Genomic DNA, 25,790 nt, shown 5'->3' with positions numbered 1-25,790 from the left:
TCGCACCATAGCCCAGCCGAACGCAGAAGCTGGGCAGCTTCGTCCGGTTCCAGTAGCATAGGCGGCAAGTCATTGAAGGAGAATGGCATGTCGACCCTGAAGGGCCTCGTAAGCATGCTACTGCTGATTATCAATACTCTGGTCTGGGGGATGCCGTTATTCCTGCTGACGGCGATCAAGCTGGTCACGCCGACCCGCCGGCTTCGCCGGCGTGTGCTGGGTGGCTTGAATCGTATCGCCCTGGCGTGGATCGCAACCAACAACTGGTGGATCCGGCACTGGATCCGTCCCCGTATCAGCGCCCGGCTACCGGGGGGCCTGTCGCCCAAACAGTGGTGGCTGGTGATTGCCAATCACCGCAGCTGGACGGATATCTTTGTCCTGCAGTACGTTCTGCATGGACACATTCCCATGCCCAAGTTCTTTCTCAAGCGGGAGTTGATCTTTATCCCCATCGTCGGTCTGGCATGGTGGGCGCTGGAATTTCCCTTCATGAATCGCTACTCACGTCAGCGGCTGGCACGCAATCCGCGCTTGGCCAAGCGTGACATGCAAGCCACGCAGCGTATGTGCGAGCGCGCCCAGGAAATGCCCATGGCGATCTACAACTTCGTCGAGGGATCTCGTTTCACTCCGGCCAAGCGCGACAGCCAGCAGAGTCCTTACCGCCACCTTCTGCGGCCCAAGGCCGGAGGAACGGCGCAAGTGATCTCGCTATTGGGAAATCGCTTGAGCGGCATCATTGACGTCACCCTGCACTACCAACGTACGCTTCCCGACTTCTGGGATTTTCTCTGCGGCCGGGAGAGCGCCGTGAACATACACCTCAGGAAGCTGGAGTTGCCGAGCTGGATGCTCCATGGCGACTACCAACACGACCCGCTCTACAAGGAACGCTTCCATTCATGGCTGAACGCGCTATGGCAGGAAAAGGATCGCATCCTTTCATCGCGAGCCTGATCCTTCTGCTCATGATGCTGCTTGTCGGCTGCGCGGGCGGTACACGACCGGGAGGCTCGGCAATCGGCGGTAACTGGGTCACCATTCAGCGTGGTGACACGCTGGGAGCACTCGCCAGGCGCGCCGATGTTCCTCTGGCACGCCTGCAGCGCTTCAACCCCGGTGTCGATGCCCGGCGCCTTGCCATTGGCCAGCGTATCCTGATACCGACCCGGAATGAGCGTGCTCCCAGCGGAGGCCCTTATCGCTACCAGGTTCGCCCGGGCGACACCTACTCCAGTATTGCGCGCCGTTTTGGCAGCCAGACCGCCTACCTTCAGGCCGCCAATCGCGGCACTGATCCCAACGCACTCAAGGTCGGCCAATTGATCCAGGTTCCTCTGCGCAGCGGCGCGCCCCCTTCTTCCCGGCCGCGGCCGGCTTCCGTTGCGAAGGCCGCTCCAGTCACCCGCCCCGACCCCGGTCCACTGCCGGGTTCAGCCAAGAACTGGCCATGGCCGCTCGATGATTACAAGATTGCCCGCCGCTTCGGCCCCGACAGTCGTGGAACCCTGCAACCCATGCTGCTGACGACCAAGTCCGGTAGTATTGCCAAGTCCGTTGCTGCGGGCACGGTGAGATTTGCCAATACCATGCGTCAGCTCGATCATGTCGTGATCATCCACCATGCCGACAACCTGCAGAGTGTCTATGCCCTCTGCGCCACGCTCAAGGTGAAGGAGGGCGAGCATGTCAAGCAGGGAACACCCGTCTGTGAAGTGGGACGCAACAGCAGCACCGAGCGCTACGATCTGCTTTTCGATCTTCGCCACGGCGGCAAACCCATCGACCCACTCAGAATGCTACGCTAAGAAATGATTCGCTACGTATACTGACAGGCATGAATGAATTCATGGCAATCGTCATGGAAATGTCACCGGTGTTTTGATCACCTGTCATGCCGGAAATCGAAGCTGTAACACCTTGGGCCGACATGGAGAGGGTCAATGCGAGTCGCAATCGTCAGCGAAACCTGGGCGCCGGAAATCAATGGTGTCGCTCATACCCTGGGGCATCTTGCCGAATACCTGCTGGAGCACAACATCGCTCTGCAGCTGATACGCCCCAGCCCCGAGGATGGGGGCCAGGAACAGGGCATCGAGTGCGATCTCCAGGTACGCGCCTTCCCCCTTCCGCTCTACGCCAGCGTCCATATCGGCGTACCCTGCCGTACGCGTCTGATAAACTTCTGGCGCGAGGCCCGGCCTGACGTCGCCTACATCGCGACGGAAGGTCCTCTCGGCTGGGCGGCCCTCAGCGCAGCAAGGCGGCTGTCGATTCCCGCCGTCAGCGGTTTTCACACCAACTTCGACAAGTACACGAGCAGCTACAGCCTAGGCTGGCTACGCAACATCGTACATCGAGGGCTGCGCCATTTTCATAATCGCTCTCAGGCGACGCTGGTACCCACCCTTGCTCAGGCCGAGCAACTGACCCAACAGGGCTATCGAAACGTCAAAGTGTTGGGCCGGGGCATCGATTGTGCGGTTTTCTCTCCGCGCAAGCGTGATGCTTCGTTACGAGGCCAGTGGGGCGCCGCCGATCACCAGCCCGTTGCTCTGTATGTCGGGCGGCTTGCGGCGGAAAAGAATGTCACCCTGCTTGCCGAAAGCATCCACGCCATGCAGAAGGTTCAGCCTAATCTGGTTCCCGTGATGGTGGGGGACGGCCCGCAACGCCCTCAACTGGAACGCCTGTTGCCCCAAGCCGTATTTACCGGCCCCCTGAGGGGCGAAGCCTTGGCACGCCACTATGCCAGCGCCGACATTTTTCTGTTTCCTTCCCAATCCGAGACTTACGGCAACGTGATACCCGAGGCCATGGCCAGCGGCCTCGCCATTGTCGCCTTTCGGTATGCGGCTGCTGCCGAGCTGATACGCAGCGGGTACAACGGGCGTCTCGCTGAACTCGAGGACACTGCTGGATTCATCGATATGGCCGTCGAACTCTGCCAGCACCCTGCCATGTACGCTCGGCTGGGACGAGCGGCACGAGAAAGCGTTGAAGACCTTGGCTGGTCACGTATTGGCGAGATGTTTCTCGACTACCTGCTTGCTGCCCGGCAAACCGAGCAGCAAGTCGCCCCTACCTTTCGGGTCTGAATTCGACACATTTCTCCATGGCTATTCTTTGGCGCCTATATCAAAGACATGAAGATAACGGTATATCAGCCGCGATAATATTTTGCCGGAACAAACGGCATCTTCTCGACCGTCATGGGGAGACGCTTACCTCTCACTTCGGCATAGAGAGTTGAACCTGATGCCGCATGATCGATGTCGACGTAGGCCATCGCCACCGGCCTGCCCACACTCGGACCGAAGCTACCGGAGGTCACGACACCCACCCGCCGCTCGGAGGCATCGAACAGCTCGGCCCCTTCCCGTACGGGGGCACGCCCTTCACCCAGCAGCCCCACCCTGAGGCGCCCATGATCCTTTGCTCTGATCTGGTGCAGGACCATGTCGGCGCCGGGAAACCCTGCTTCGCGCTCGCCTCCTTGACGGCGCGCCTTGCCCACCGCCCAAATCAAGTTCGCCTCGACAGGCGTTGTCGTGCTGTCGATATCATGGCCATAGAGGCAAAGACCGGCCTCGAGGCGCAGCGAGTCGCGGGCACCCAGGCCGACGGGCTCGACTTCCTCCTGACTCACCAGCCAGCGCGCCAGACGCTCGGCATCGCCTGTCGCCACGGATATCTCGAATCCATCCTCGCCGGTGTACCCACTGCGGCTGATCCAGAGCTCCATGCCTTCCGCCTCGAAGCGGCCATGCTGCATGAAAACCAAGTCGCAGGCCGCCGGACACAGCCGAGCCATGACGTCCTTGGCCTGAGGCCCCTGCAGTGCCAGCAGGGCACGATCGAGCACTTCGACCTCTGAATCCTGGCCAAGCCCGGTGCGCAGGTGCGCCACGTCCTGCCCTTTGCAGGCCGCGTTGACCACCAGATAGAGGTGGCTTCCGGCATTGGCCACCATGAGATCGTCGAGAATGCCCCCTTCGTTGTTGGTGAACAGGGCATAACGCTGCATGCCCTCCGCCAGCCCGACGATATCCGCCGTCACCAGCGTTTCGAGCGCTCTGGCGGGCGCCGTTCCGCGGACCACCAGTTGCCCCATGTGCGATACATCGAAGAGCCCGCAGCTCTGGCGTGTATGCTCATGCTCCTTTTTCACTCCCAGTGCGTACTGCACCGGCATGCTGTAGCCTGCGAAAGGCACCATCTTGCCGCCAAGCTCGACATGCAGGTCGTGCAGTGGCGTCTTGTGAAGGTCAGACATCGTGACACTCCCGGTCGGATACGGCATGGAGCGGAACACCCGCCCCATACCGCATTGTTGCGTATCGTTAATCAGCGCTGATTCAGATCTTCCCCGGGCAGAACGGTCTTGCCGGCAAAGTGATCCTTGGTCAACTTGAACACCACCGGCGACAGCAGTGCCAGCGCGATCAGGTTGGGTATGGCCATCATGGCATTGAACGTGTCCGCCACCAGCCAGATAAAACCGAGCTTGGCCATGGCGCCCACGGGAATGGCGATGACGAAGGCAATGCGATACAGCATGATGGCTCGAGTACCGAACAGGTACTGAAAACACTTCTCGCCGTAGAATGACCAGCCCAGAATGGTAGTGAATGCAAAGACCGCCAGCGCGATCGCGACGAGAGGCTGCCCGACCCCGGGCAATGCCGAGTCGAAGGAGAGCGACGTCAGCGCCGCACCGTTCTCGCCATCGGTCCAATGCGTGGAGGTCAGTATGACCAGCGCCGTGATGGAACACACTATGATGGTATCGATGAAGGTGCCCAGCATCGCGATCAGCCCCTGGCGCACGGGATTCTTGGTCTGGGCCGCCGCATGGGCGATCGGCGCGCTTCCCAAGCCTGCCTCGTTGGAAAAGATGCCGCGGGCCACGCCAAAGCGGATAGCCGCCGCGACAGCGGCACCTGCGAAGCCACCGGTGGCAGCGATAGGATTGAAGGCGTAACCGAAGATCATGCCGAAAGCGTCACCGATCTGTCCGGCATTGATGATCAGAACAATGATGCCTGCCGTGAAATAGGCGACGGCCATGATGGGCACCAGCTTGCCGGCAACTTTCGAAATACGCTGAATGCCGCCGAGAATCACGGCGCCGGCCAGGACCATCATGACCAGCCCCGACAGCCAGGTCGGAATACCGAAAGACGTCACCAGCGCATCGGCGACAGAGTTGGACTGAACGGTATTGCCGATGCCGAAGGCCGCCACCGCGCCGAAGAAGGCAAACACGCCTCCCAGCCACGCCCATTTTTTGCCAAGTCCGTTACGGATATAGTACATCGGCCCGCCGACATGATTGCCGTTGGCATCTTTCTCACGATAACGTACCGCCAGCACCGCTTCCGAGAACTTGGTGGCCATGCCCACCAACGCGGTAATCCACATCCAGAACACGGCTCCTGGACCGCCGAGTGCAATCGCCGTAGCCACCCCTGCGATATTGCCGGTGCCGATAGTGGCGGATAGCGCCGTCATCAAGGCATTGAAAGGCGAGATTTCGCCGTCCTTTTCATCTCCCTTGGTCGCCGAGCGGCCACCCCACAACAGACTGAAGCCCAGGCCGAGCTTGCGAATCGGCATCAACTTGAGCCCCGCCTGCAGATAGATCCCCACTCCGAGCAGCAGGACCAGCATCAATGGGCCCCAGACCACACCATTGATGGCTCCGAACAGACTGTTAAGCGTTTCCAATTGCATTCCTCCACTTCGCATTATTATTAATGCAGCATCAGCATGCGCTGCCGCACTGCATGACCAGACAGGATCAAAAACCCGCCAACCATAGCGGATTACACTATGAATGCTCTAGCTTCATGGAGAATTTATGCTGCTATCCGTCATGTTCCCTCTCTTGTACAACATCGGGCTGCTGGATTGCGGTTCTGATCACTGGCCTCCAGCCCCGATAAGAAAATATATTTCTTATAAGAAACGCCATCCTCCTTTCCGCCCATGCCGAGCTGCCTTGATGACGCCCTTGCTCGCAAGCCAGGCAGAAGTCGTAAGGCTCCCAAGGACGCCACGAGGGGCTGCCTTGAGTCATGCACCCAATGCTTGTACCTCGACACTGAATGATGTTTATTTTCGCCTTGGCGAGGCTTGCGCGTCTCTATGCATCCAAGCACTCTTATGCTGGACGCCTCGCCCCGAGATGGCCACGCTTACTGGAAGCCGGGTATCCAAACCCATGACTAGCGAACGATGTGCCAACCATCCCGATAATGATGCATAATGGCGCCTCGTTTCCGGATCAGAAAACCTTTTCTTATAGGAAAAACGTGATGAGCCACATTCCCGCAAATCTCCGCTATACCGACAGCCATGAATGGGTGCTGGATAATGGCGACGGGACCGTCACGATCGGCATCACCGATCATGCCCAGGAAGCACTCGGTGACGTCGTTTTCGTCGAACTGCCGGAAGTCGGGCGGGAACTTGAAGCCGGCGAGGAGTTCGGTGTCATCGAATCCGTCAAGGCTGCCTCTGATCTGTACTCCCCGCTCTCGGGGGAGATCGTCGAGATCAACGAAGCGCTCGAGGACGCTCCCGAGACCGTCAACGACTCGCCTTACGAAGACGGGTGGATTGCCAAGCTGAAGCTGGCGGATGCAGACGACCTAGAAACGCTTCTCGACGCTGAGGCCTACGCCAACCTGGCAGCAGCCGAAGAAGACTGACCGTCTACTCGCCATACCATGCTTGTCATGTCCGAGGCGACTCGATTTCGCCTCGGCGTGTTTTCACGTTGCCTGCGAGCCCCAGCCGCTCGCCTCTTTCGGGTATTTCCATGGCACAAGACAACCGTAGCCTGGCCGAGCTGGCCAACCATGATGCTTTCGTCCATCGTCACAACGGTCCGCGCGCCCACGACATCGAGCAGATGCTGGCTACGCTTGGCCTGGACAGCCTCGAGTCCCTGATTGACAGGACCGTGCCCAAGGGAATCCGCCTCGACCGGGAACTCGATCTGGAAGGTCCGCGAGGCGAGGCTGAATCCCTCGATTATCTGAAACGTCTGGCAAGACAAAACAAGGTCTTCAAGACGTATATTGGCCAAGGCTACTACAACACTCACCTGCCGGCCGTCATTGCCCGAAACGTACTGGAAAATCCCGGCTGGTACACCGCTTACACTCCCTATCAGCCGGAAATTGCCCAGGGGCGCCTCGAAGGGTTGCTGAATTTCCAGCAGACCATCATGGATCTGACAGGCATGGCGCTTGCCAATGCCTCACTGCTCGATGAAGCGACCGCTGCGGCGGAAGCCATGGCACTGTGTCGGCGAGCCAACAAGAAGGCCAAGACGGAGCTTTTCTTCGTCGCGGATGATGTCCTGCCGCAGACGCTCGACGTGGTGCGCACTCGTGCCGCCTACTTCGGCTTCGAGCTGGTCATCGATCGTGCCGAGAAGTTCAGCGATTACCACGTCTTCGGCGCACTCTTCCAGTATCCCGGTCAAACGGGGCAGGTCCGCGATCTTGCCCCGCTGCTGGCCAGCGCCCGGGAGCGTCAGGTGATGACCTGCGTGGCCGCGGATCTGATGAGTCTGGTCCTGCTCAGGGAACCCGGCGCACTAGGGGCCGACATCGTCGTGGGCAACTCGCAGAGATTCGGCGTACCCATGGGCTTCGGCGGCCCTCATGCTGCCTTCTTCGCCACCACCGATGACCTCAAGCGCTCCCTGCCCGGTCGCATCATCGGGGTTTCCAAGGATGCCCGCGGCAACCCGGCTCTGCGCATGGCCATGCAGACACGCGAACAGCATATCCGCAGAGAGAAAGCCACCTCCAATATCTGCACCTCCCAGGCCCTGCTGGCCAACATTGCCGGTTTCTACGCCGTCTATCATGGCGCAGAAGGACTCAGGACCATTGCCAACCGCATTCATCGGCTGACAACGGTCCTGGCCGAGGGGCTCAAGCGCAAGGGTATCCAGCTTGCGCATGATAGCTGGTTCGACACGCTGACGCTGGAAGGCGCCGATGCCGGCAAGATTCATGGTCGCGCCATGACCCATGAAATCAATCTGCGCTATCACTCGGGCGGGCGTATCGGAGTCAGCCTTGACGAAACGACAACGCCTGCTGACGTAGCGACCCTGTTCGATGTCCTGATCGGCGAGGAGCATGGCCTGTCGGTAACCACCCTCGACGAGCAAGTGATAGCCTCTGGCGCCAGTGGCATTCCCGCTGCATGCCGTCGTGAATCCGCCTTCCTGACACACCCTACCTTCCAGCGCTACCGCAGCGAAACCGAAATGCTGCGCTACTTGAAGCGCCTGGAAAACAAGGACCTGTCACTGACCCATGCCATGATCCCGCTGGGCTCGTGCACCATGAAGCTCAACGCCACCAGCGAAATGATCCCCATCAGCTGGCCCGAGTTCGCGCAGATTCACCCCTTTGCACCTTCCGATCAGGTTGTCGGTTACAAGCAGATGATCGATGAGCTCTCGGCATTTCTGGTCGAGATCACTGGCTACGACAGCATCTCCATGCAACCCAACTCAGGGGCTCAGGGCGAGTATGCAGGCTTGGTGGCAATCCGCCGCTATCAGGCGGCCCAGGGTGAGGGCGAGCGGGACATCTGTCTCATTCCCAGCTCCGCCCACGGCACCAACCCAGCCTCTGCGGCGATGGCACAGATGAAAGTCGTGGTAGTGGAATGCGACGGTAACGGCAACATCGATCTGGAGGATCTACGCGCCAAGGCCGGAAAGCATAGTGAAGCGCTCTCGGCCATCATGCTTACCTACCCCTCCACTCATGGCGTCTTCGAGGAGAGCATACGCGAAGCCTGTCGGATCGTTCACGAACATGGCGGGCAGGTATACATCGACGGCGCCAACATGAATGCTCAGGTCGGCTTATGCCGCCCCGGCGACTTCGGCGGAGACGTTTCGCATCTCAATCTGCACAAGACCTTCTGTATCCCTCATGGCGGCGGCGGTCCTGGCATGGGGCCGATCGGTGTCAAGGCACATCTGGCACCGTTCGTATCCAATCATGTAGTCACGCCCCTGGCCGGTGTACGCGAGGATTGCGGGGCCGTTTCAGCCGCCGCCTTCGGTAGCGCCTCGATCCTGCCGATCTCCTGGGCCTACATCAAAATGATGGGCGCCCAGGGACTACGCAGGGCCACGGAGCTTGCCATACTCAACGCCAACTACATCGCCACGCGACTCGAGAAGCATTATCCCGTGCTGTACAAGGGAGCAAACGGCACCGTAGCGCATGAGTGCATTCTCGACATTCGGCCGATCAAGTCGGTTTCAGGCATCACCGAAGAGGATATCGCCAAGCGCCTGATGGATTACGGCTTCCATGCGCCGACCATGTCTTTCCCGGTCGCGGGTACGCTGATGGTGGAGCCCACCGAGTCCGAGTCGCGCTATGAGATTGATCGCTTCTGCGACGCGATGATTGCCATTCGTGAGGAAATCCGACACATCGAGAACGGCGAGTGGGCGGGAAATGACAATCCTCTGGTCAGGGCGCCTCATACCATGGCGGATCTCATGGATCCGGAATGGTCCCGCCCCTACTCGCGGGAGCAGGCAGCCTTCCCCTCCGAAGCGGTCAAGGCTGCAAAATTCTGGCCCTCGGTCAACCGGGTGGACAACGTCCATGGCGACCGCAACCTGATCTGCTCATGCCCTTCGGTCGATGCGTATCGAGACTGAGCCGCCAAGCATGGCTTGAAACCACACACCCGGCGTAAGCCGGGGTGTGTGGTGGTGCTAGCGCTCATTTTCCAGCGCAGGCGCTTCGGCATACCCATACAGGACGTTACGCCGCTGCTGGCGGAATTCAGTCAGCAATTGCTCGTAGCGCTTGGGGATTTCCGATCCTGCCTTGGTGACCACGTGGAGAGTCTCGTAGACCGGCTGGCTCAGTACCAGCTCCTTTACCTGGCGTTGCCAGGGTGAGGTTTCCAGCACCAGACGCGATACCACGGTAAAGCCCAGCCCACGCGCCACGGCATCCAGTACCAGCCCGACTTCATTGGTAAAACCCTGCTGCGGGAAATGACTCACCGAGCGGAACTCGCCGGGAAAATTGCTCCTCAGCACCTGGCTGGCGTTATTGACGCCGTCCGAGTAGTTCACGAAGCCTAAAGCCATCAGCTCGGTTATCGTGCTACCGGTAAAGTCGGCCGGCACAACCAGACATAGCGGTTCCTGATGCCACGGCTCGTAATGCAGATCAGGATGCTTGATGACATCCGTCACGATGCCCAGGTCGAAACGACCCGCCAGTACATCATGAACGATCTCGCTATTGAAGGCGAAGCTATAGCTGACCGTCAGCCCCGAGTTCATCTGCTGATAGCCCAGGATGAACGGATAGAACATCAACCCGATACTGCCAGGCGACGCGATGCGGCACTCCCCCGAATCGGGCGAATCGTTGTCCAGCGAATGGCGAAAGTATTCATGCTCTGCGAAAAGCTTGATGGCGTAATCGTAGGCACGCCGCCCGGCTTCGGTCAGGGTAAAACGGCGACCATGCCGATGCAGTAGCGCCTTGTCGAGATACTGTTCAAGCTTACGCACATGCTGACTGACGCCCGGCTGCGTCATGTCCAGCTTGCGAGCCGTATGCGTGAAGCTGCCGGTCTCGACCAGGGTAATGAAGGTTCGGAAATATTGAGCGTTGAACATGGAGCGTCGATGACTCACTTACGGTTCATCAGGAGCGCGTGATCGGAATCCGACGGTGCCTTTGGTCAAGGCCAGCTCCGATAACGGTAACTTAGAAGAAGTTCGGAAAATCTATTATATCAGATTATACACCAAGAGGCGGCGCTGCGCACATTCGAGACACGTGATAGCATCAGGCGTCTCGAATACGGTTTATGGATATTTTGATGTCTGACCCTTTCACCCAGCGTGCCGACGCCATTTACCCTGCTCCCATCGGCATGGAGCCCCATGCGCCGGAAGCGGATCTCTTTACTCTGAGCGACATGATTCCACATTCAGCAGCCATGAATGACGCCCGCGCAGCCGTATAACCCCTTCACGATTGACACCAGCGAAGCCGAGACCCGGCAAGACTGCCGAAAAGGCGAGTTCCTACGGAGCATGGCAAACCAATCGAGAGAAAGCCCGCCGCGTGCATGGGATCAAGGCGCCGTCGTCACGCGAAGCTGAAGAAATGAGTCGCTAGCCGTAGCCGTTATCGTAACGACAGGACAAGGAGCCCCGTCGATGTCCCGAACCCTCTCTACCGTCATATCTCCCGAAGGGAGCCTGGAAGTCCTGTCCCAGCAAGAGGTCAACCGCCTGCGCGACACCTCGGCCAGCGGGCTGCATGATGTGCTGCGCCGTTGCGCCCTGGCAGTACTTAACAGTGGCAGCCCGACCGACGATGGCCGCGCCGTGATGGAGACCTATCACGACTTCGAAATCGAAGTCATCCAGCAGGACCGCGGTATTCGTCTCAAGCTGGACAATGCACCCGCCTGCGCCTTTGTCGATGGCAAGATGATCCGCGGCATCCGCGAGCAACTTTCTGCGGTGCTCCGTGACATTGTCTATGCCTACAACGAAATACAGAATCATCCGCGCTTCGACCTCAGTAACAGCGAAGATATCACCAACGCGGTGTTTCATATCCTGCGTAACGCCGGGACGCTCAAGTCCTCGCGTGAACCCAGCCTGGCAGTATGCTGGGGCGGCCACTCCATTTCCCGCGAAGAGTACGATTACACCAAGGACGTGGGTTACCACCTGGGGCTTCGCGAGCTGGACATCTGTACCGGTTGCGGCCCCGGCGCCATGAAAGGCCCCATGAAAGGCGCCAATCTGGCTCATGCCAAGCAGCGCCGGCATGACGGGCGTTATCTGGGCATTTCAGAACCCGGCATCATCGCTGCCGAGTCTCCCAACCCGATCGTCAACGAACTGGTCATCATGCCCGACATCGAAAAGCGCCTCGAGGCCTTCGTACGGGTAGCGCATGGCATCATCGTCTTTCCGGGTGGCGTCGGAACGGCTGAGGAAATCCTCTACCTGCTCGGCATTCTGCTTCATCCCGACAATGCGGACATACCGTTTCCGGTCATCTTCACCGGGCCACGCAGCGCAGAGGATTACTTTCAGCGCATCGACGAGTTCCTGGCCTACACACTGGGAGACAAGGCTCGTGAACGCTACCGCATCATGATCGATGATCCCACCGGTGTGGCTCGGGCGATGCGGCAGGGCATCGACGACGTCGCGGCCTTTCGTCGCGCTCACAATGACGCCTTCTACTTCAATTGGCGTCTGAACATCCAGGGTGGCTTTCAGCAACCATTCGAGCCGACTCATTCGGCCATGGCCGGACTCGCGCTGCACCATGACCAGCCGATTCATGAACTGGCCGCCAATCTGCGGCGCGCGTTCTCGGGGATCGTTGCAGGTAACGTCAAGGACGCAGGCATTCGAGCCATCGAGGCACATGGCCCCTTCAGGTTACATGCCGAAGTGGAGTTGATGACGCGACTGGATGAAATGCTCAATTCCTTTGTCGCTCAAGGGCGCATGAAGCTGCCGGGAACCGAGTACGTGCCCTGCTACACGCTTAGCTGATATATGCCGAGGGCGCCGCGGCTCATCTGCGGTGCCCTCCTTGCCCTGCACGAAACATTTCTCAATCGGGCCGCCACCACGTGCTCAATACATGCAGGAACAACCCCAGCGTGGCGCCATGCGACAGGATTGTCGGCCATGCATTCACATATGGCGAGACGAGCAGGTACCACATGCCTGCCAGCGCCAGTCCAGCGATCATTGCGACGGCGAGGCGGGCACACCAATGAGGCATGTGCCGGCGCTGCGCACGATCGAGCATCCGCCATTGGGCAATGAGCACGACAGATACGACGCCCATGGCAACCAGCATCAAAGTCAAGCGTGTCTGATGCTGCCCCAGCCAATAACGCGGCAATGTCGCCAGCATGACGAACAACAGCCCGAGCATGACGCTCAGGCGCGAGGAGGACAGTGGGAATGGCATATCAATCCTTGCGGCTTGCCAGTTCCTGCTCCTCGATCCAGGCTTCTGCCCAGGGCAGGGCCGCATCGTCGGCCATGAAGGTTTCCGTGGCGTCGACTTCCAGACGCTCTCCCAGGCGCTGCGCTCCCAGATCCTCGAGCAACGCATCCAATGCCCGTCCTGCGCCGCAAAAAGTTTCTCCGTAGGAACTGTCCCCCATCGCAATCATGCCATAGCGCAGCCTTGTCAGGCTGGGAGACGAGTCCTTCATTTCCCGCACGAAAGGCACCATGTTTCCCGGGAAATCGCCGCTTCCGGTAGTCGATGTACAGAATAACGCCAGATCGGGCAGCGTATCGGTGAGGTCGGCCAGCGTCGGCTGGTCGAAGATACTGACGCTATAGCCCGCCTGCTCGAACAGGGGTTTTACCTGCTCAGCCACATCCAACGCCCCACCGTACATGGTGCCAACAAAGATCTTCAACGTAGGCATAAGTACCGCCCTGCTTGCAGAATTTGATCGGATATTACCATAGCCCGTGCCGCGGCGAACGCGAGCATCGACGATAGCTTTGGACTCAAGGCCTTCACCCGGAAACCCTAGAGAAGACGCGTTATAATATTGAATCCAGTCAAGGAGTCGTTATGCCAAACAGTTTCGAGACATGGCTCACGCCATTGATGATCGGCGGTTTAATCCTGTTTATGTGTTTTATCATCTGGGATCTGGCACGAAAATCACAGGCCGGCAAGTTCGGCACCATCATGCTGTTCATCGTGCTTGGGGCCGGTATGCTGGGTTTCATTCTCAAGGCAGTTATCGCTGAGCTTCTTCAAAGTTATGGGGGCGCCTGAAGCGGGGTGCGTCCATACGAGAGTCATCCCGCCCTTTCAAAAGCAGGATGACTCTATACTGGTGCTCTGCAGATTGACTCGCCCAGCGGGTTTTCGAATGTTCCCCGCCTCACCAAGAGCGCTCTGGCCAGACTGCATTCTATAGAGCGTGGGTTACTCGGTTTCCAGCTCGCCTTCGAAGTGCTCTACACGACACTTGAGTTTCTGTCCCGGGCGGAAAGTTACCACTCGGCGAGCGGAAATCGGGATTTCTTCGCCGGTCTTGGGGTTACGTCCAGGACGTTCACGTTTATCGCGCAAGTCGAAGTTACCGAAGCCTGACAGCTTCACCTGCTCATTCTCTCGCAGGCATCCACGTATCTCCTCGAAGAACGCTTCTACCATCGTCTTGGCTTCGCGCTTGGAAAAACCAAGCTCGGAATGCAGATGTTCGGCCAGTTCAGCCTTGGTCAGCGCACCCATTCTCACTTCCTCGTGCAGAATGACGACATTCATCAGCTCCGCAGCACTGCCTCGAAACGCCGTTGCGCTTCATTGACAATCGCCTCGATTAACTGATTGATTTCTTCATCATTGAGGGTGCGCGAAGGATGCTGCCAGGTCAAGCCCATCGCCAAACTCTTATATCCCTCCGGGACCCCTGTCCCCTGGTAGACATCGAACAGACGCAGGTCCGTAAGCCAGTCGCCCGCCTCGCCCCGTACGGCATCCAGTACCGCCTGCACCGGCACCTCTTCCCGCAACACCAGAGCCAGGTCACGGCGCACTTCAGGGTAGCGAGACAGGGGCAGGAAGCGGGGTAATTCGCCTTCCGAGACCGCCGCAAGACTGACCTCAAAAACAAACACCTCGACCTTGATACCCAGCTCGGCCCTGACACCAGGATGCAATGCACCAAGCCAGCCCACGGGAGCATCGCGGTGCATCAGACGTGCCGTTTGCCCCGGATGCAGCGCGGGATGCTGTTCCGGAGAGAAACGCCACTGATCAGAAGCGCCGGACAGCGCCAGCAGCGATTCCACGTCCCCTTTCAGATCGAAGAAGTCGACCTTGTCCCGTCGTGCCGACCATCCTTCAGGATCACGGCTGCCACATATCAGCCCGCCGATCATCGGCTCCTGCTCCAGATGGTCGAGATCCCCCCGGAACACCAAGCCGGTCTCGAACAAGCGTACCCGCGTTTGCTGGCGGTTGAGATTGTGCATCAGAGCCTTTACCAACCCAGGAAACAGACTGGCCCGCATCATGGACATGTCGCTGGAGATGGGATTCGCCAATGTGGGCGAGATGGCGTCGGGGCTCAGCAGTTTATGCAAATCAGGGGCAACGAAGCTGTAACTGATGGCCTCTTGGTACCCACGGGCCACCATATGGCGGCGAAGCCGGGCCAGGGGCTGCTGAATTTCCCCGTCGGCCCTGAGCGACAGGCTTGCCTTGGGGCGACGCACCGGCAAACGGTTATAGCCATAGATCCGTGCCAGCTCCTCGATCAAGTCCTCTTCAATGGCAATATCGAAGCGCCAGCTAGGCACCGTGACCCGCCAGGCCACCTCACTCTCGACTTCGACGTACATCCCCAAGCGTTGCAGTATCTCGACCACCTCGGTATCGGGAAGCGACAGGCCCAAGGCCTGCTCGAGGCGCGACGCTCTCAAACGAACCCGTCTTTCATGAGGCAGATGATCGGGACTCGCCACTTCGATGAGTGGGCCGGGACTACCGCCGACGATCTCCATCAGCAGGCCAGTGGCACGCTCGATCGCATCCAGGGTCAGCGCGGGATCCACGCCACGCTCGAAGCGATGGGAGGCATCGGTGTGGAGCCCGTAGCGACGGGCCTGTCCGGCAACGGCCAGCGGCGTGAAGAACGCCGACTCCAGGAAAATATCGCGCGCCTTGGCGCTGACACCCGAGTTCTCCCCTCCCATCACTCCTGCAATCGCGAGAGGACCACGCTCATCGGCAATGACCAGCGTATCTTCATGGAGCGCCACTTTCTGGCCGTCAAGCAGGGTCAGCTGCTCCCCCGGGCGTGCCGGGCGAACGATGACCGCACCCTCGAGGCACGCCAGATCGAAGGCATGCATGGGCTGGCCAAGCTCCAGCATCACGTAGTTGGTCACATCGACAATGGGGTCGATTGAGCGCACCCCACTGCGACGCAGCCGCTCGACCATCCATATCGGAGTCTGAGCCTGCGGATCAACCCCGCGAATCACACGTCCCACGTAGCGGGGACACTGATCAGGCGCCTCGACCCGTACCGGGAAATTCACCTCATGCTCGGCAGGCACTGCCGCGGTACCAGCATTCTTCAGCGGCAGCCGATTGAGCACGCCGACTTCCCGCGCCAGCCCCTTCAGGCTCAAGCAATCTCCGCGATTGGGAGTGAGATCCACTTCGATGGCATGGTCATCCAGTGCCATCCAATGACGAAAATCCTCGCCACTGGGTGCCTGCGGGGGCAGGATCAGGATGCCTTCGGATTTGCCCTCTTCCAGCCCCAACTCCGAGGCGGAACAGATCATGCCACGAGACTCGACACCCCGCAGCTTGGCTCTCTTGATCTTGAAGTCCTCGGGCAACACCGCGCCGACACGGGCGAAAGGAACCTTCTGCCCGACGGACACATTGGGCGCACCACATACCACCTGCACCGTCTCGCCACTGCCGTCGTCAACCTGGCAAACGTTCAGCTTGTCCGCGTCAGGATGCGGCTGCTTAGCAAGCACCTCGGCCACGACCACACCGCTGAACAGACCCGCTACGGGCTCGATACTGTCCACTTCGAGCCCCGCCATGGTGATCTGATCCGCTAACGCCTGAGTACTCAATTCGGGCGAGACCCATTCACGCAGCCACGTTTCGGAAAATTTCATGATCCTTCCAGTCTCCTAGCTCGGGTCACGCGAACTGACGCAGGAAGCGCAGATCGTTTTCAAAGAACAGGCGCAAGTCATTTACGCCATAACGCAGCATTGCAAGGCGCTCGGCCCCCATACCGAAGGCAAAGCCCTTGTATCGCTCGGCATCGATTTCCGAATGGCGAAACACTTCCGGGTGCACCATGCCGCACCCCATGACTTCCAGCCACCCCGAGTGGGAACATACACGGCACCCCTCGCCACTGCAGATCACACACTGGATATCGACTTCAGCGGAGGGCTCGGTGAAAGGAAAGTAGGAGGGGCGAAAGCGCACCGACAGTTCATCGCGTTCGAAGAAGGCCTTCAAAAAATCCTCGATGGTCCCCTTGAGATCGGCAAAGCTGACATCTTCATCTACCAGCAATCCTTCGACCTGGTGGAACATGGGGGTATGTGTCAGGTCGGAATCACTGCGGTAAACCCGTCCCGGGCAGACGATACGAATCGGTGGTTCCTGCGACTTCATGGTCCGCACCTGCACCGGTGATGTATGAGTCCGCAGAAGCCGCGTGGTATCGAAATAGAATGTGTCGGCCATCCCTCGGGCGGGATGATGCGCAGGAATATTGAGCGCCTCGAAATTATGATGATCGTCTTCGATCTCGGGACCTATGGCCACATCGAAGCCGATACGGGTGAACAGTCCCTCTATCCGCTCCAGCGTACGCGTTACCGGATGAAGGCCGCCGTTGGACTCCCCCCGCCCCGGCAGGGTGACGTCGACACGCTCAGCGGCAAGCTGGGCATCAAGTGCGGCCAGCTCCAATTGCTGCTGTCGACTATCCAGTTCTGCCGCTAACGTTTGCTTGGCCTGGTTGATGCTTTCACCAGCCTTGGGGCGCTCATCGGCGGATAACTTGCCGAGACTCTTGAGCAAGGCGGTAATCTCGCCCTTCTTACCGAGATAGCGAACCCGAACTTCATCGAGTGCCTTGACCGTTTGAGCACTTTCGATGGCAGAACGAGCCTCGGCGACCAAAGTGGGAAGATGGTCCATCCGTTGAGCTCCGATAATGAATGTCCAGCGCACGCCTATACGTGCATAACAAAAAACAGGGGGAGAGCGGCTGCTCTCCCCCTGTGACGTTCATAAGTGAATTACTGCCGATCGCGACAGTAACAATGCCACTTATTGAGCAGCCTTGGCCTTTTCGACGATGGCAGCAAAAGCGGCTTTCTCATGAACCGCGAGATCGGCCAGGACCTTACGGTCAATCTCGATACCCGCCTTCTTCAGGCCGGCGATGAAGCGGCTGTAGGACAGACCGTTGATGCGGGACGCAGCGTTGATACGCGCAATCCACAGCGCACGGAACTGACGCTTGCGCTGGCGGCGGTCGCGATAGGCATACTGGCCTGCCTTGATGACCGCCTGCTTGGCAACGCGAAACACACGAGACCGGGCTCCGTAGTAACCCTTGGCCTGCTTCATGATTTTCTTGTGCCGACGACGTGCGACGACACCACGCTTGACGCGAGACATAGCTATCTCCTGACGTTAAAAATTACCGACCCAAGGTCTTATAGATTCGGCAGCATGCGCTGAATCAATGACTTGTCAGCGTCGTGAATCTGCTTCATACCACGCAGTTGACGCTTACGCTTGGTGGACTTCTTGGTCAGGATGTGGCTACGGAAGGACTGCTTGTGCTTGAAGCCGTTAGCAGTCTTCTTGAAGCGCTTGGCCGCGCCACTGTTACTCTTGATTTTTGGCATGAGGGAAAACTCCACTCGATGTTTTTCAGAAAACCCGTGGCCGATGAACCACGCCATACGTGATTCACCCGTTAAACTGCCAACGGATCACTTCTTCTTGGGTGCAAGGATCATGATCATCTGCCGTCCTTCCATTTTGGGGAAGGACTCGACCACCGCCAGCTCATCCATATCCGCAGCAACCCGCTCCAGCAGCTTGCGGCCGATATCCTGGTGAGCCATCTCACGACCGCGGAAGCGCAGCGTGACCTTGCCCTTGTCCCCACCTTCGAGGAAACGCGTCAGGTTTTTAAGCTTGACCTGATAATCGCCCTCGTCGGTTCCAGGGCGGAATTTGACTTCCTTCACCTGAATCTGTTTAGTCTTCTTCTTCTGAGCGGACTTCTGCTTCTTCTGCTCGAAGAGAGACTTGCCGTAATCCATGATCTTGCAGACGATCGGATCACCACTGGAAATCTGGACGAGATCCAACCCCTCGGCTTCGGCGCGCTCAAGAGCTTCCTGCATCGGCACGACACCGACCTGTTCGCCTTCGCTATCGATGAGGCGGACTTCATCCGCACGAATACGGTCATTGATCGGGGCGCGCTTCTCTTGAGGGCGCCCACGCTGATTGTTCCGCTTGATCGTTACATCTCCATTTTGGCAATTAACGTTATACTTATACCCGTTCTTCCAGCAAACGTCCAATCAGAGCGTCCACTTGGAACGTACCGAGGTCTTCCCCGGACCGGGTACGAACGGCCACCGAATCCGTTTCGATCTCCTTATCACCGACAACCAGCAGATAAGGGATCTTCTGCAAAGTATGCTCCCGGATTTTAAAGCCGATCTTCTCGTTCCTCAAGTCTGTCTTGACTCGAATACCGGCCTGCTGCAGACGTTGCGTCAGCGATATCGCATAATTCTGCTGAGCATCGGTGATATTCAGGACTACCGCCTGGACCGGTGACAGCCAGAGCGGCAATGCTCCCGCATAGTGCTCGATCAGGATACCGATAAAGCGCTCGAAGGAACCGACGATAGCACGGTGCAGCATGACCGGTGCGCGACGGCTGCCATCCTCACTGACATACTGCGCCCCCAGACGCCCCGGCATCATGAAGTCGACCTGCATGGTACCGACCTGCCATTCGCGCCCCAGGCAATCCTTCATATGGTACTCGATCTTGGGACCATAGAACGCCCCTTCCCCAGGCAGCTCCTCCCACTGCACGTCGCAACTCGCAAGCGCCGCTCGCAGCGCGCCCTCGGCACGGTCCCAATCGACATCGGCACCGATACGCTTGTCAGGGCGCAATGCGATCTTGACATCGATATCGTGAAAGCCGAAATCGTTGTATACCTTAAGCGCCTGACAATGAAATGCCGTCACCTCGGACTCGATCTGCTCCTCGGTACAGAACACATGACCGTCATCCTGAGTAAAGGCCCTGACGCGCATGATGCCATGCAGGGCGCCAGAGGGCTCGTTACGATGACACCCCCCGAACTCGCCATAGCGAATCGGCAACTCCCGGTAGCTACGCAATCCTGAATTGAATACCTGGACATGGCCGGGACAGTTCATCGGCTTGAGCGCGTACTCCCGCTTCTCCGACTCGGTGAAAAACATGTTTTCGGCATAGTTGTCCCAGTGGCCCGACTTTTTCCATAGCGAGACATCCATGACCTGAGGGCAGCGGATCTCCTGATAGCCGCTTTCCTTATAGACGTTGCGCATATACTGCTCGACAACCTGCCAGATCGCCCATCCGCGAGGATGCCAGAACACCATGCCAGGTGCTTCTTCCTGCATATGGAAGAAGTCGAGCTTACGCGCAATCTTGCGATGATCGCGCTTCTCCGCCTCCTCCAGGCGCTGGAGGTAGGCCTTGAGCTCCTTCTTGTCTCCCCAGGCCGTACCGTAGATCCGGGTCAGCATGGGCTTTGAAGCATCGCCTCGCCAGTAGGCACCCGCCAACTTGAGCAGCTTGAATGCTTTCAAGTGACGCGTATTGGGCACGTGCGGACCACGGCACATGTCCGTGTATTCCTTATGGTAGTAGAGCCGGATGGTCTCACCTTCGGGAATCGCGCTGATGATCTCCTGCTTATAGGGCTCATTCCGTTCCCGAAACGTTGCCATGGCCGTATCGCGATCGACATACTCCCGGATTACGTCGTACTCCGAGTCGATGAGCGCCTTCATGCGCTTTTCGATAGCGTCGAGATCTTCAGGCGTAATCGAGCGACCGAAGTCGATGTCGTAATAGAAACCATCTTCGATAACCGGCCCGATAGCCATCTTGGCATCCGGATAAAGCTGCTTGACGGCATGTCCCACGAGATGAGCGCAGGAGTGGCGGATGATGTCGCGCCCCTCCTCGTCACGCGCAGTCAGGATTGCCACCTGGGCGTCGTGATCGATGATGTCGGCGGCATCGACGAGCTCACCGTCGATCTTTCCAGCCAGACAGGCCTTGGCCAATCCCGGACCGATGGACTCGGCAAGCTGCATGACGCTAAGCGGACGATCGAAGGTTCTTTGACTGCCGTCGGGCAGAGTTACGATAGGCATCAACGTATCCTTTGGATTCAGTGGTGGCCCCTACCAAGGACCACATGAAGAGGATGAAATCATTTGAAGCAGCGGCAGGCCCCACTCCACCCGTCACCCTTACGATGGGGACAGGCTGGAAATCCGGATCAAGCGGCCGTTACAAGACAACGAGAGATAACAGGCCCGCAACATTAGCAAGCCAACAGCATTTCGTCCACCGCACATGCTCTTGATCCATCACATCGGCGGACCAGGTTCGTGCCTCCTCTCGCACTGCAGAGCAGGCTCGAAACGTCCTGCAATGCAGGATCGTAACCATGACGCAGGAACTTGCGTCACTGCGGGTTGCCCACCAGATTGAAAGCTGACCCACGGAGAGAGGAGGTTTGCATGAAATGGAGAGATGCAGTGCTTGGGGCTTTGCTTTTCCCGGTCGGCGCCGCATTGGCCCAGTCGCCTTCCGCCATTGGGGATTTACAGGATGCAGGAGCGAGCATTACGGAAAGTTATGACGAAAACGCCGTTCAGCTTGAAGATATCCGCCACATTGGCGGGCCCGGAAACGCTTATGAAATGCGTTTCGAGTTGAACGATCGCTCCGCTTCCAGCGCAGGCCCCAACACGACAGGCCGGCGCAATCCTGCCGCCACGGCCGCCTGGGAAGCGATCGCCTGTAATGAACAATTGCGCAGTACTTTGCGCAAGCATGGGATCGACACCGTAACAGTCCGCCTGAACACTCCTCAAGGAACCACTCAGGCAACCGCTCTCTGTCAGCAGCAACCCAAGTAGCAGTTTCAGCCCGAGCTGTTCATCATCCCGCACCCACTTTCACGAAAGAAAGTTCAAAAACGATACAACCCCGCCTCGGCGGGGTTGTATCTTCAGGTCAAGTACCGACAAGCTTCGTCTTGCGGCCTTGTTGATCTGCGTTTTACTGAGCTTCGCCCAACTCGACACGACGATTCTCGGCACGACCTTCAGCCGTTTCGTTGGTCGCGATCGGCTGCTCTTCGCCATAACCGATAGCGGTCATGCGATCCTGACTAACGCCCTGAGACGCCAGGTATTCCTTGACTGACTCAGCACGACGCTGCGAGAGTTCCTTGTTGTACGCTGCAGAACCAATCGAGTCGGTATGGCCTTCCAGGCGTACGCGTACGTTCTCGTTGGATACCAGTTTCTCAGCGACACGATCAAGAATCGTCTCGGCATTTTCCGTCAGCTGGGCGGAATCGAACTCGAAGTTGACATCGCGCAGCACGAGATCTGCCGGGCAGCCCAACGCATTGACTTCGGTGCCTGCCGGGGTATCCGGGCACTGGTCCTGATAGTCGGGAACGCCATCACCGTCGGAATCCAGCGGGCAACCCTTGGCATCGACCTCTACACCTGCCGGAGTACCGGGGCATTGATCCTGGTAGTCAGCAACGCCGTCGCCATCGGTGTCCAGCGGGCAACCAACGGCATCGACCGCCACTCCTGCCGGCGTGTTCGGGCACTGGTCGCGATCATCAGGCACACCATCGCCATCGGCATCGCCAATAGAGGCCGAATAATCTGCACACAGCAGTGCACCTGCCGTTGCGCCTGTTACGCCACCGATGGCTGCTCCTGTATCTTCATCCGACTCGCCGCTGGTAGCGTAACCGATACCACCGCCAATCAGACCGCCGGCAATACCGCAGACAAAAGGCTGCTGGTACCAAGCCTTGTCACCCGTGCTGCCACTTGTGGACTGCATTCCTGAACTGGCACAGCCCGAAAGGCCAACCACCAACGCAGAACCGAGCAGCAAGCCAGTCGTAGATTTTCTCATGTAAGACTCCTTCTTAACACAGCGCTAGTCGTAACAGGGCGTTACCCAGCGGGTCCAAGTATAGAAGTGGAACCCCCGAGGAGGAAGACATTTTCTTTCCGCTCAATTGGAAAGAAAGCATATTCAGCCACGCTCAGCTAGTACTTTACAAGGCCAACAGCTGACTTTCCTCCCCCGCCGGAACCCGGCATTATCCAGCGGTTACATTGACGCAAGTCACGACGCGTTGCAACGTTGACACTCTCCAGATGACAGAAAAGTGCTGATGCCCTGACGCGGGTCATCCCTGGTACTGGCGCAGCAAGCGCTCGAAGATTGCCACGCCAATATCGAGAAGCTCATCCGGAAAATCGTAGTCGGGATGATGTAAAGAGGGGCATTGCTCTCCACTTCCCAGCGTAAACATCGCGCCTTGCCCCAGGGCGGCAAGGCGACCGAAATCCTCGGACCAACGATGCACGTTTTCCATACGATTTACCGCCAGCCCCAACGCTTTCGAAACTTCTTCTATCTCGTCCACGGCACGAGCATCATTGTACGTTGCCATGAAAACGTCGCACCAATCGATTTCGATACCCAGCTCATCCTCTTCCGCCTCGGCATGGGCAAGTGACACCGCCGCTTCTGCTAATGCCCGCATCATTTCATCGCTTTCGGTACGCAGGGTCGCCATCACTTCGGCCTGCCCGGGAGAGGTGCCGAAGGCTACCTCCCCCAGGCGCGCATGGATGAGCGTCACCATGGCCAGCCCCTGATCATCGGGAAGCTGTTGCGGCAGACGTTTGAGCCCCTGGAGAATACGGCACATGGCCATGGCAGGATTACGTCCCTGCTCAGGGTGTGCCGCGTGAGAGCATAACCCCGTCAGACGTATGATCAGGCCACGCGAAGCGCAGGTAAAAGCTCCCTCGCGCAAAGAAACCTCACCCAGCGGACGGCCCGGCAGGTTATGCAGGGCATAGACCCGGTCCGGCTGTAATTCGGCAAAGCGAGGTGATCCGATGACAGCTCGCGCCCCTTCGCCTGTTTCCTCGGCGGGTTGGAAAAGGAGCACCGTTTCACCACTGCGTGGAGGCGTCTTTGCCAATTGCTGCGCCAGGCCCAGCAGTATCGCCATATGTCCGTCGTGGCCGCAGCTATGGGCATGGTGAGAGCGCACCGATGCCCAGGCAACGGAGCCGCTCTCCTGAATAGGCAACCCATCCAGTTCGGCGCGGAACATGATCCTTGGCCCTAGCTCGCGTCCTCGAAACACACCGGCAACACCATGCCCACCCAGGCCGGTAATGACGGTATCGGCTCCAGCCTCGGACAGCCACTGCGCAATATATCGCGCCGTTTCGGCTTCCTGCCCGGATCTCTCGGGGCGAGCATGTAACGCGTGACGCAGCTCGGCTAGCGATGCTCCCAACAGCTTGTCAGTCATGAAACAGTACTCTTCAATACGAACCATGAAGCTTAGTGCAGGCCGGCCGGCCAACGCTTTTTAAAATCCACCACTGCGTGTGCCGCCTGCTGCAAGGGAGCACGCAGTTCCTCTTCCAAGGCGATGCGCTCACGGTCCTCCTCCAGTCGTTGACGGGGTGACAGTGCCTGGCGTGCCGAATGGGTATGTAAATGCCCTGCTCGCCGATGCACCTCGGCAAAGACATGGAAGCGGGAGCGCTCGACAAGTTGCGGCTCGATAATCTCGAGCAGCACCTTGCAGCGCAGCGCACCTTCGATCAGGTCAACCTGGTCCGCCAGCATGGCTCTGGCAATGACATCCAGACTCTCCAGACAGTTCTCATTGGCACGACGTATCTCGTCACGCTGGAGCGCCTCGCGATGGTGAACCCTTTTCCACAACCGAAAGGCATAGAGTGCCAGCCCCACCACTATCAGAACGGCTACGGCCAGCAGCCCCCACGCCAGTGTTAACGTCATGAAAGCTCCTTGAGTTGCGATGCGGACACTCGGCAAGAGTCTCCTGGCATTATTGTGCCTCGAACGCGGCCCGCCAGCCGCCGAACGCTTCGGCGCAGGCAATGAAATCGGGATTACGCAGACTGGGAGACAGATTGTAGCGCAATGGCTGCAGTCCCATGGCTTCCAGCACCTGCCCGCCTGCAGCTTCCAGAACAGCCTGCGCCGCTGCAATATCCCATTCGCTGGTCGGCCCGAAGCGTGGATACAGATCTGCACTACCCTCGGCGATACGGCATAACTTGAGCGAACTCCCCGCATGGGCGACGACAGCATCGGGATAGCGTTCGATAAAAGCTTTTGTCTCTGCATTGAGATGCGAGCGGCTGGCGACGATCCTCAACGGAGACCGCGGCTTTACCGAAATCGGTTGACGAGCGCCGTCCTCCTCGTGGCGCCAGGCTCCCAGCTTCACCACACCACTCCAGGAAACGCCCTGCGCCGGCGCATGAACACCGCCCAATACGGGAACGTGTCCTTCGATCAAGGCAACGTTGACGGTGTACTCTCCGGAATGTCCCAGAAACTCCCGGGTGCCGTCCAAGGGATCGACAAGCCAGTAACACGCCCAGCCCCGACGCTCCTCCCAGGCAGTCTCCGCCTGTTCCTCCGACAGGATCGGAATTCCCGGCGTGAGGCGCTCGAGTCCCCTGACCAGCACTTCGTTAGCCGCCAGGTCGGCCGCAGTCACCGGGCTCTCATCCGCTTTCTGGTGTGTATCCAGGCGGTCACGGCTTACCGCAAGGATGGCCTTGCCTGCCTTGCGGCACAAACCGATGACCTCATCCATCAGAGCAATACTGGGCTCCACATGCCTCATCATTATTCTCCCGGCGTCCATCACGTCTCGCTGTCAAGGCAGGCACGTTACCTGCCCGTTATCAGGACCACAACCGGCCGGATACCTTAGACCAAAGGCTAAAAAAGAAACGCTCGCCCAC

The 25,790-nt window shown here is 58.6% G+C and carries 24 protein-coding genes; 8 read left to right on the top strand and 16 right to left on the bottom strand.

What is annotated here, in order from left to right:
- Positions 1–87 precede the first annotated feature (87 nt).
- From yihG to ACYQ12_RS09555, 3 genes are all read left to right on the top strand, one after another.
- Positions 88–960: a 1-acylglycerol-3-phosphate O-acyltransferase, YihG family gene (gene yihG / locus ACYQ12_RS09565; RefSeq protein WP_459870718.1), complete on the top strand. Its 873-nt coding sequence runs from the start codon at positions 88–90 to the stop codon at positions 958–960.
- Positions 961–974: 14 nt separating this feature from the next.
- Positions 975–1,811, top strand: a complete 837-nt coding sequence (locus tag ACYQ12_RS09560; RefSeq protein WP_459874495.1) for a murein hydrolase activator EnvC family protein — start codon at positions 975–977, stop codon at positions 1,809–1,811.
- A 135-nt stretch (positions 1,812–1,946) separates the two neighbouring features.
- On the top strand, positions 1,947–3,101 hold the full coding sequence (locus ACYQ12_RS09555) for a glycosyltransferase family 4 protein (RefSeq protein WP_459870714.1): 1,155 nt from the start codon (positions 1,947–1,949) through the stop codon (positions 3,099–3,101).
- A gap of 65 nt (positions 3,102–3,166) precedes the next feature.
- On the opposite strand, the gene gcvT is transcribed toward ACYQ12_RS09555, so the two are convergent.
- Entirely contained in the window at positions 3,167–4,279 is a 1,113-nt protein-coding gene (gene gcvT / locus ACYQ12_RS09550) for a glycine cleavage system aminomethyltransferase GcvT (protein WP_459870711.1), read from the bottom strand.
- Positions 4,280–4,350: 71 nt separating this feature from the next.
- On the bottom strand, positions 4,351–5,733 hold the full coding sequence (locus ACYQ12_RS09545) for an alanine/glycine:cation symporter family protein (protein ID WP_459870708.1): 1,383 nt from the start codon (positions 5,731–5,733) through the stop codon (positions 4,351–4,353).
- A 590-nt stretch (positions 5,734–6,323) separates the two neighbouring features.
- Here ACYQ12_RS09545 and gcvH point away from each other — a divergent pair.
- Together gcvH and gcvP are read left to right on the top strand one after the other, a co-directional pair.
- Positions 6,324–6,719: a glycine cleavage system protein GcvH gene (gene gcvH / locus ACYQ12_RS09540; RefSeq protein WP_459870706.1), complete on the top strand. Its 396-nt coding sequence runs from the start codon at positions 6,324–6,326 to the stop codon at positions 6,717–6,719.
- Between the two features lie 110 nt (positions 6,720–6,829).
- The gene (gcvP, locus tag ACYQ12_RS09535) at positions 6,830–9,724 is read left to right on the top strand and encodes an aminomethyl-transferring glycine dehydrogenase (RefSeq protein WP_459870704.1); all 2,895 of its coding nucleotides are present in this window, start codon (positions 6,830–6,832) and stop codon (positions 9,722–9,724) included.
- Positions 9,725–9,781: 57 nt separating this feature from the next.
- On the opposite strand, the gene ACYQ12_RS09530 is transcribed toward gcvP, so the two are convergent.
- A complete protein-coding gene (locus tag ACYQ12_RS09530; RefSeq protein ID WP_459870701.1) occupies positions 9,782–10,705 on the bottom strand; it encodes a LysR family transcriptional regulator in 924 nt (307 codons plus the stop codon).
- Between the two features lie 549 nt (positions 10,706–11,254).
- On the opposite strand from ACYQ12_RS09530, the gene ppnN reads away from it, so the two are divergent.
- The gene (gene ppnN, locus ACYQ12_RS09525) at positions 11,255–12,619 is read left to right on the top strand and encodes a nucleotide 5'-monophosphate nucleosidase PpnN (RefSeq protein ID WP_459870699.1); all 1,365 of its coding nucleotides are present in this window, start codon (positions 11,255–11,257) and stop codon (positions 12,617–12,619) included.
- Between the two features lie 61 nt (positions 12,620–12,680).
- Here ppnN and ACYQ12_RS09520 read toward each other — a convergent pair whose 3' ends face one another.
- Together ACYQ12_RS09520 and ACYQ12_RS09515 are read right to left on the bottom strand one after the other, a co-directional pair.
- Entirely contained in the window at positions 12,681–13,046 is a 366-nt protein-coding gene (locus tag ACYQ12_RS09520) for a hypothetical protein (protein ID WP_459870696.1), read from the bottom strand.
- 1 nt (position 13,047) lies between these two features.
- On the bottom strand, positions 13,048–13,518 hold the full coding sequence (locus ACYQ12_RS09515) for a flavodoxin (protein WP_459870693.1): 471 nt from the start codon (positions 13,516–13,518) through the stop codon (positions 13,048–13,050).
- A 152-nt stretch (positions 13,519–13,670) separates the two neighbouring features.
- Here ACYQ12_RS09515 and ACYQ12_RS09510 point away from each other — a divergent pair, with 152 nt between their 5' ends.
- Positions 13,671–13,880: a DUF2788 domain-containing protein gene (locus ACYQ12_RS09510; RefSeq protein WP_459870690.1), complete on the top strand. Its 210-nt coding sequence runs from the start codon at positions 13,671–13,673 to the stop codon at positions 13,878–13,880.
- 153 nt (positions 13,881–14,033) lie between these two features.
- Here the strand turns inward: ACYQ12_RS09510 and ihfA are convergent, their stop codons facing one another.
- The 7 genes from ihfA to thrS all read right to left on the bottom strand — a co-directional run bounded on the left by ihfA (position 14,034) and on the right by thrS (position 21,083).
- A complete protein-coding gene (gene ihfA, locus ACYQ12_RS09505) occupies positions 14,034–14,342 on the bottom strand; it encodes an integration host factor subunit alpha (protein WP_459870687.1) in 309 nt (102 codons plus the stop codon).
- A 32-nt stretch (positions 14,343–14,374) separates the two neighbouring features.
- Entirely contained in the window at positions 14,375–16,759 is a 2,385-nt protein-coding gene (pheT, locus tag ACYQ12_RS09500; protein ID WP_459870684.1) for a phenylalanine--tRNA ligase subunit beta, read from the bottom strand.
- A gap of 25 nt (positions 16,760–16,784) precedes the next feature.
- The gene (gene pheS / locus ACYQ12_RS09495; protein ID WP_459870682.1) at positions 16,785–17,804 is read right to left on the bottom strand and encodes a phenylalanine--tRNA ligase subunit alpha; all 1,020 of its coding nucleotides are present in this window, start codon (positions 17,802–17,804) and stop codon (positions 16,785–16,787) included.
- 132 nt (positions 17,805–17,936) lie between these two features.
- Entirely contained in the window at positions 17,937–18,290 is a 354-nt protein-coding gene (gene rplT, locus ACYQ12_RS09490; RefSeq protein WP_459635862.1) for a 50S ribosomal protein L20, read from the bottom strand.
- Between the two features lie 38 nt (positions 18,291–18,328).
- The gene (gene rpmI / locus ACYQ12_RS09485) at positions 18,329–18,523 is read right to left on the bottom strand and encodes a 50S ribosomal protein L35 (protein ID WP_459635863.1); all 195 of its coding nucleotides are present in this window, start codon (positions 18,521–18,523) and stop codon (positions 18,329–18,331) included.
- A gap of 87 nt (positions 18,524–18,610) precedes the next feature.
- The gene (gene infC / locus ACYQ12_RS09480; RefSeq protein WP_459870679.1) at positions 18,611–19,213 is read right to left on the bottom strand and encodes a translation initiation factor IF-3; all 603 of its coding nucleotides are present in this window, start codon (positions 19,211–19,213) and stop codon (positions 18,611–18,613) included.
- The gene (gene thrS, locus ACYQ12_RS09475) at positions 19,185–21,083 is read right to left on the bottom strand and encodes a threonine--tRNA ligase (protein ID WP_459870676.1); all 1,899 of its coding nucleotides are present in this window, start codon (positions 21,081–21,083) and stop codon (positions 19,185–19,187) included. The genes infC and thrS overlap by 29 nt, the downstream gene beginning before the upstream one ends.
- A 372-nt stretch (positions 21,084–21,455) precedes the next feature.
- Here thrS and ACYQ12_RS09470 point away from each other — a divergent pair, with 372 nt between their 5' ends.
- Complete coding sequence (locus ACYQ12_RS09470) at positions 21,456–21,857, top strand: hypothetical protein (RefSeq protein ID WP_459870674.1); 402 nt, start codon at positions 21,456–21,458, stop codon at positions 21,855–21,857.
- A gap of 142 nt (positions 21,858–21,999) precedes the next feature.
- On the opposite strand, the gene ACYQ12_RS09465 is transcribed toward ACYQ12_RS09470, so the two are convergent.
- The 4 genes from ACYQ12_RS09465 to cysQ form a co-directional block, all read right to left on the bottom strand.
- The gene (locus ACYQ12_RS09465) at positions 22,000–22,884 is read right to left on the bottom strand and encodes an OmpA family protein (protein WP_459870672.1); all 885 of its coding nucleotides are present in this window, start codon (positions 22,882–22,884) and stop codon (positions 22,000–22,002) included.
- Positions 22,885–23,164: 280 nt separating this feature from the next.
- Positions 23,165–24,310 carry an amidohydrolase gene (locus ACYQ12_RS09460; protein WP_459870670.1) on the bottom strand — a complete coding sequence of 382 codons (1,146 nt, stop codon included), beginning with the start codon at positions 24,308–24,310 and terminating at the stop codon, positions 23,165–23,167.
- Positions 24,311–24,342: 32 nt separating this feature from the next.
- The gene (locus ACYQ12_RS09455; protein ID WP_459870668.1) at positions 24,343–24,810 is read right to left on the bottom strand and encodes a DUF2489 domain-containing protein; all 468 of its coding nucleotides are present in this window, start codon (positions 24,808–24,810) and stop codon (positions 24,343–24,345) included.
- Between the two features lie 49 nt (positions 24,811–24,859).
- On the bottom strand, positions 24,860–25,672 hold the full coding sequence (cysQ, locus tag ACYQ12_RS09450; RefSeq protein ID WP_459870665.1) for a 3'(2'),5'-bisphosphate nucleotidase CysQ: 813 nt from the start codon (positions 25,670–25,672) through the stop codon (positions 24,860–24,862).
- Between the last annotated feature and the right edge of the window lie 118 nt (positions 25,673–25,790).

It is taken from the genome of Halomonas shantousis (assembly GCF_054654615.1).
This window is presented reverse-complemented; position numbering and strand designations above follow the sequence as displayed.

What these genes read in the sequence shown, in the direction of transcription:
- yihG (WP_459870718.1), top strand. Translation starts at nt 88, where the DNA reads ATGTCGACCCTGAAGGGCCTCGTAAGCATGCTACTGCTGATTATCAAT.
- ACYQ12_RS09520 (WP_459870696.1), bottom strand. Translation starts at nt 13,046, where the DNA reads ATGCCATTCCCACTGTCCTCCTCGCGCCTGAGCGTCATGCTCGGGCTG.
- gcvT (WP_459870711.1), bottom strand. Translation starts at nt 4,279, where the DNA reads ATGTCTGACCTTCACAAGACGCCACTGCACGACCTGCATGTCGAGCTT.
- ihfA (WP_459870687.1), bottom strand. Translation starts at nt 14,342, where the DNA reads ATGGGTGCGCTGACCAAGGCTGAACTGGCCGAACATCTGCATTCCGAG.
- rpmI (WP_459635863.1), bottom strand. Translation starts at nt 18,523, where the DNA reads ATGCCAAAAATCAAGAGTAACAGTGGCGCGGCCAAGCGCTTCAAGAAG.
- ACYQ12_RS09465 (WP_459870672.1), bottom strand. Translation starts at nt 22,884, where the DNA reads ATGAGAAAATCTACGACTGGCTTGCTGCTCGGTTCTGCGTTGGTGGTT.
- rplT (WP_459635862.1), bottom strand. Translation starts at nt 18,290, where the DNA reads ATGTCTCGCGTCAAGCGTGGTGTCGTCGCACGTCGTCGGCACAAGAAA.
- ACYQ12_RS09460 (WP_459870670.1), bottom strand. Translation starts at nt 24,310, where the DNA reads ATGACTGACAAGCTGTTGGGAGCATCGCTAGCCGAGCTGCGTCACGCG.
- ACYQ12_RS09510 (WP_459870690.1), top strand. Translation starts at nt 13,671, where the DNA reads ATGCCAAACAGTTTCGAGACATGGCTCACGCCATTGATGATCGGCGGT.
- ACYQ12_RS09530 (WP_459870701.1), bottom strand. Translation starts at nt 10,705, where the DNA reads ATGTTCAACGCTCAATATTTCCGAACCTTCATTACCCTGGTCGAGACC.
- pheT (WP_459870684.1), bottom strand. Translation starts at nt 16,759, where the DNA reads ATGAAATTTTCCGAAACGTGGCTGCGTGAATGGGTCTCGCCCGAATTG.
- ACYQ12_RS09560 (WP_459874495.1), top strand. Translation starts at nt 975, where the DNA reads ATGCTGCTTGTCGGCTGCGCGGGCGGTACACGACCGGGAGGCTCGGCA.
- thrS (WP_459870676.1), bottom strand. Translation starts at nt 21,083, where the DNA reads ATGCCTATCGTAACTCTGCCCGACGGCAGTCAAAGAACCTTCGATCGT.
- cysQ (WP_459870665.1), bottom strand. Translation starts at nt 25,672, where the DNA reads ATGATGAGGCATGTGGAGCCCAGTATTGCTCTGATGGATGAGGTCATC.
- ppnN (WP_459870699.1), top strand. Translation starts at nt 11,255, where the DNA reads ATGTCCCGAACCCTCTCTACCGTCATATCTCCCGAAGGGAGCCTGGAA.
- ACYQ12_RS09515 (WP_459870693.1), bottom strand. Translation starts at nt 13,518, where the DNA reads ATGCCTACGTTGAAGATCTTTGTTGGCACCATGTACGGTGGGGCGTTG.
- ACYQ12_RS09470 (WP_459870674.1), top strand. Translation starts at nt 21,456, where the DNA reads ATGAAATGGAGAGATGCAGTGCTTGGGGCTTTGCTTTTCCCGGTCGGC.
- gcvP (WP_459870704.1), top strand. Translation starts at nt 6,830, where the DNA reads ATGGCACAAGACAACCGTAGCCTGGCCGAGCTGGCCAACCATGATGCT.
- gcvH (WP_459870706.1), top strand. Translation starts at nt 6,324, where the DNA reads ATGAGCCACATTCCCGCAAATCTCCGCTATACCGACAGCCATGAATGG.
- ACYQ12_RS09455 (WP_459870668.1), bottom strand. Translation starts at nt 24,810, where the DNA reads ATGACGTTAACACTGGCGTGGGGGCTGCTGGCCGTAGCCGTTCTGATA.
- ACYQ12_RS09555 (WP_459870714.1), top strand. Translation starts at nt 1,947, where the DNA reads ATGCGAGTCGCAATCGTCAGCGAAACCTGGGCGCCGGAAATCAATGGT.
- pheS (WP_459870682.1), bottom strand. Translation starts at nt 17,804, where the DNA reads ATGGACCATCTTCCCACTTTGGTCGCCGAGGCTCGTTCTGCCATCGAA.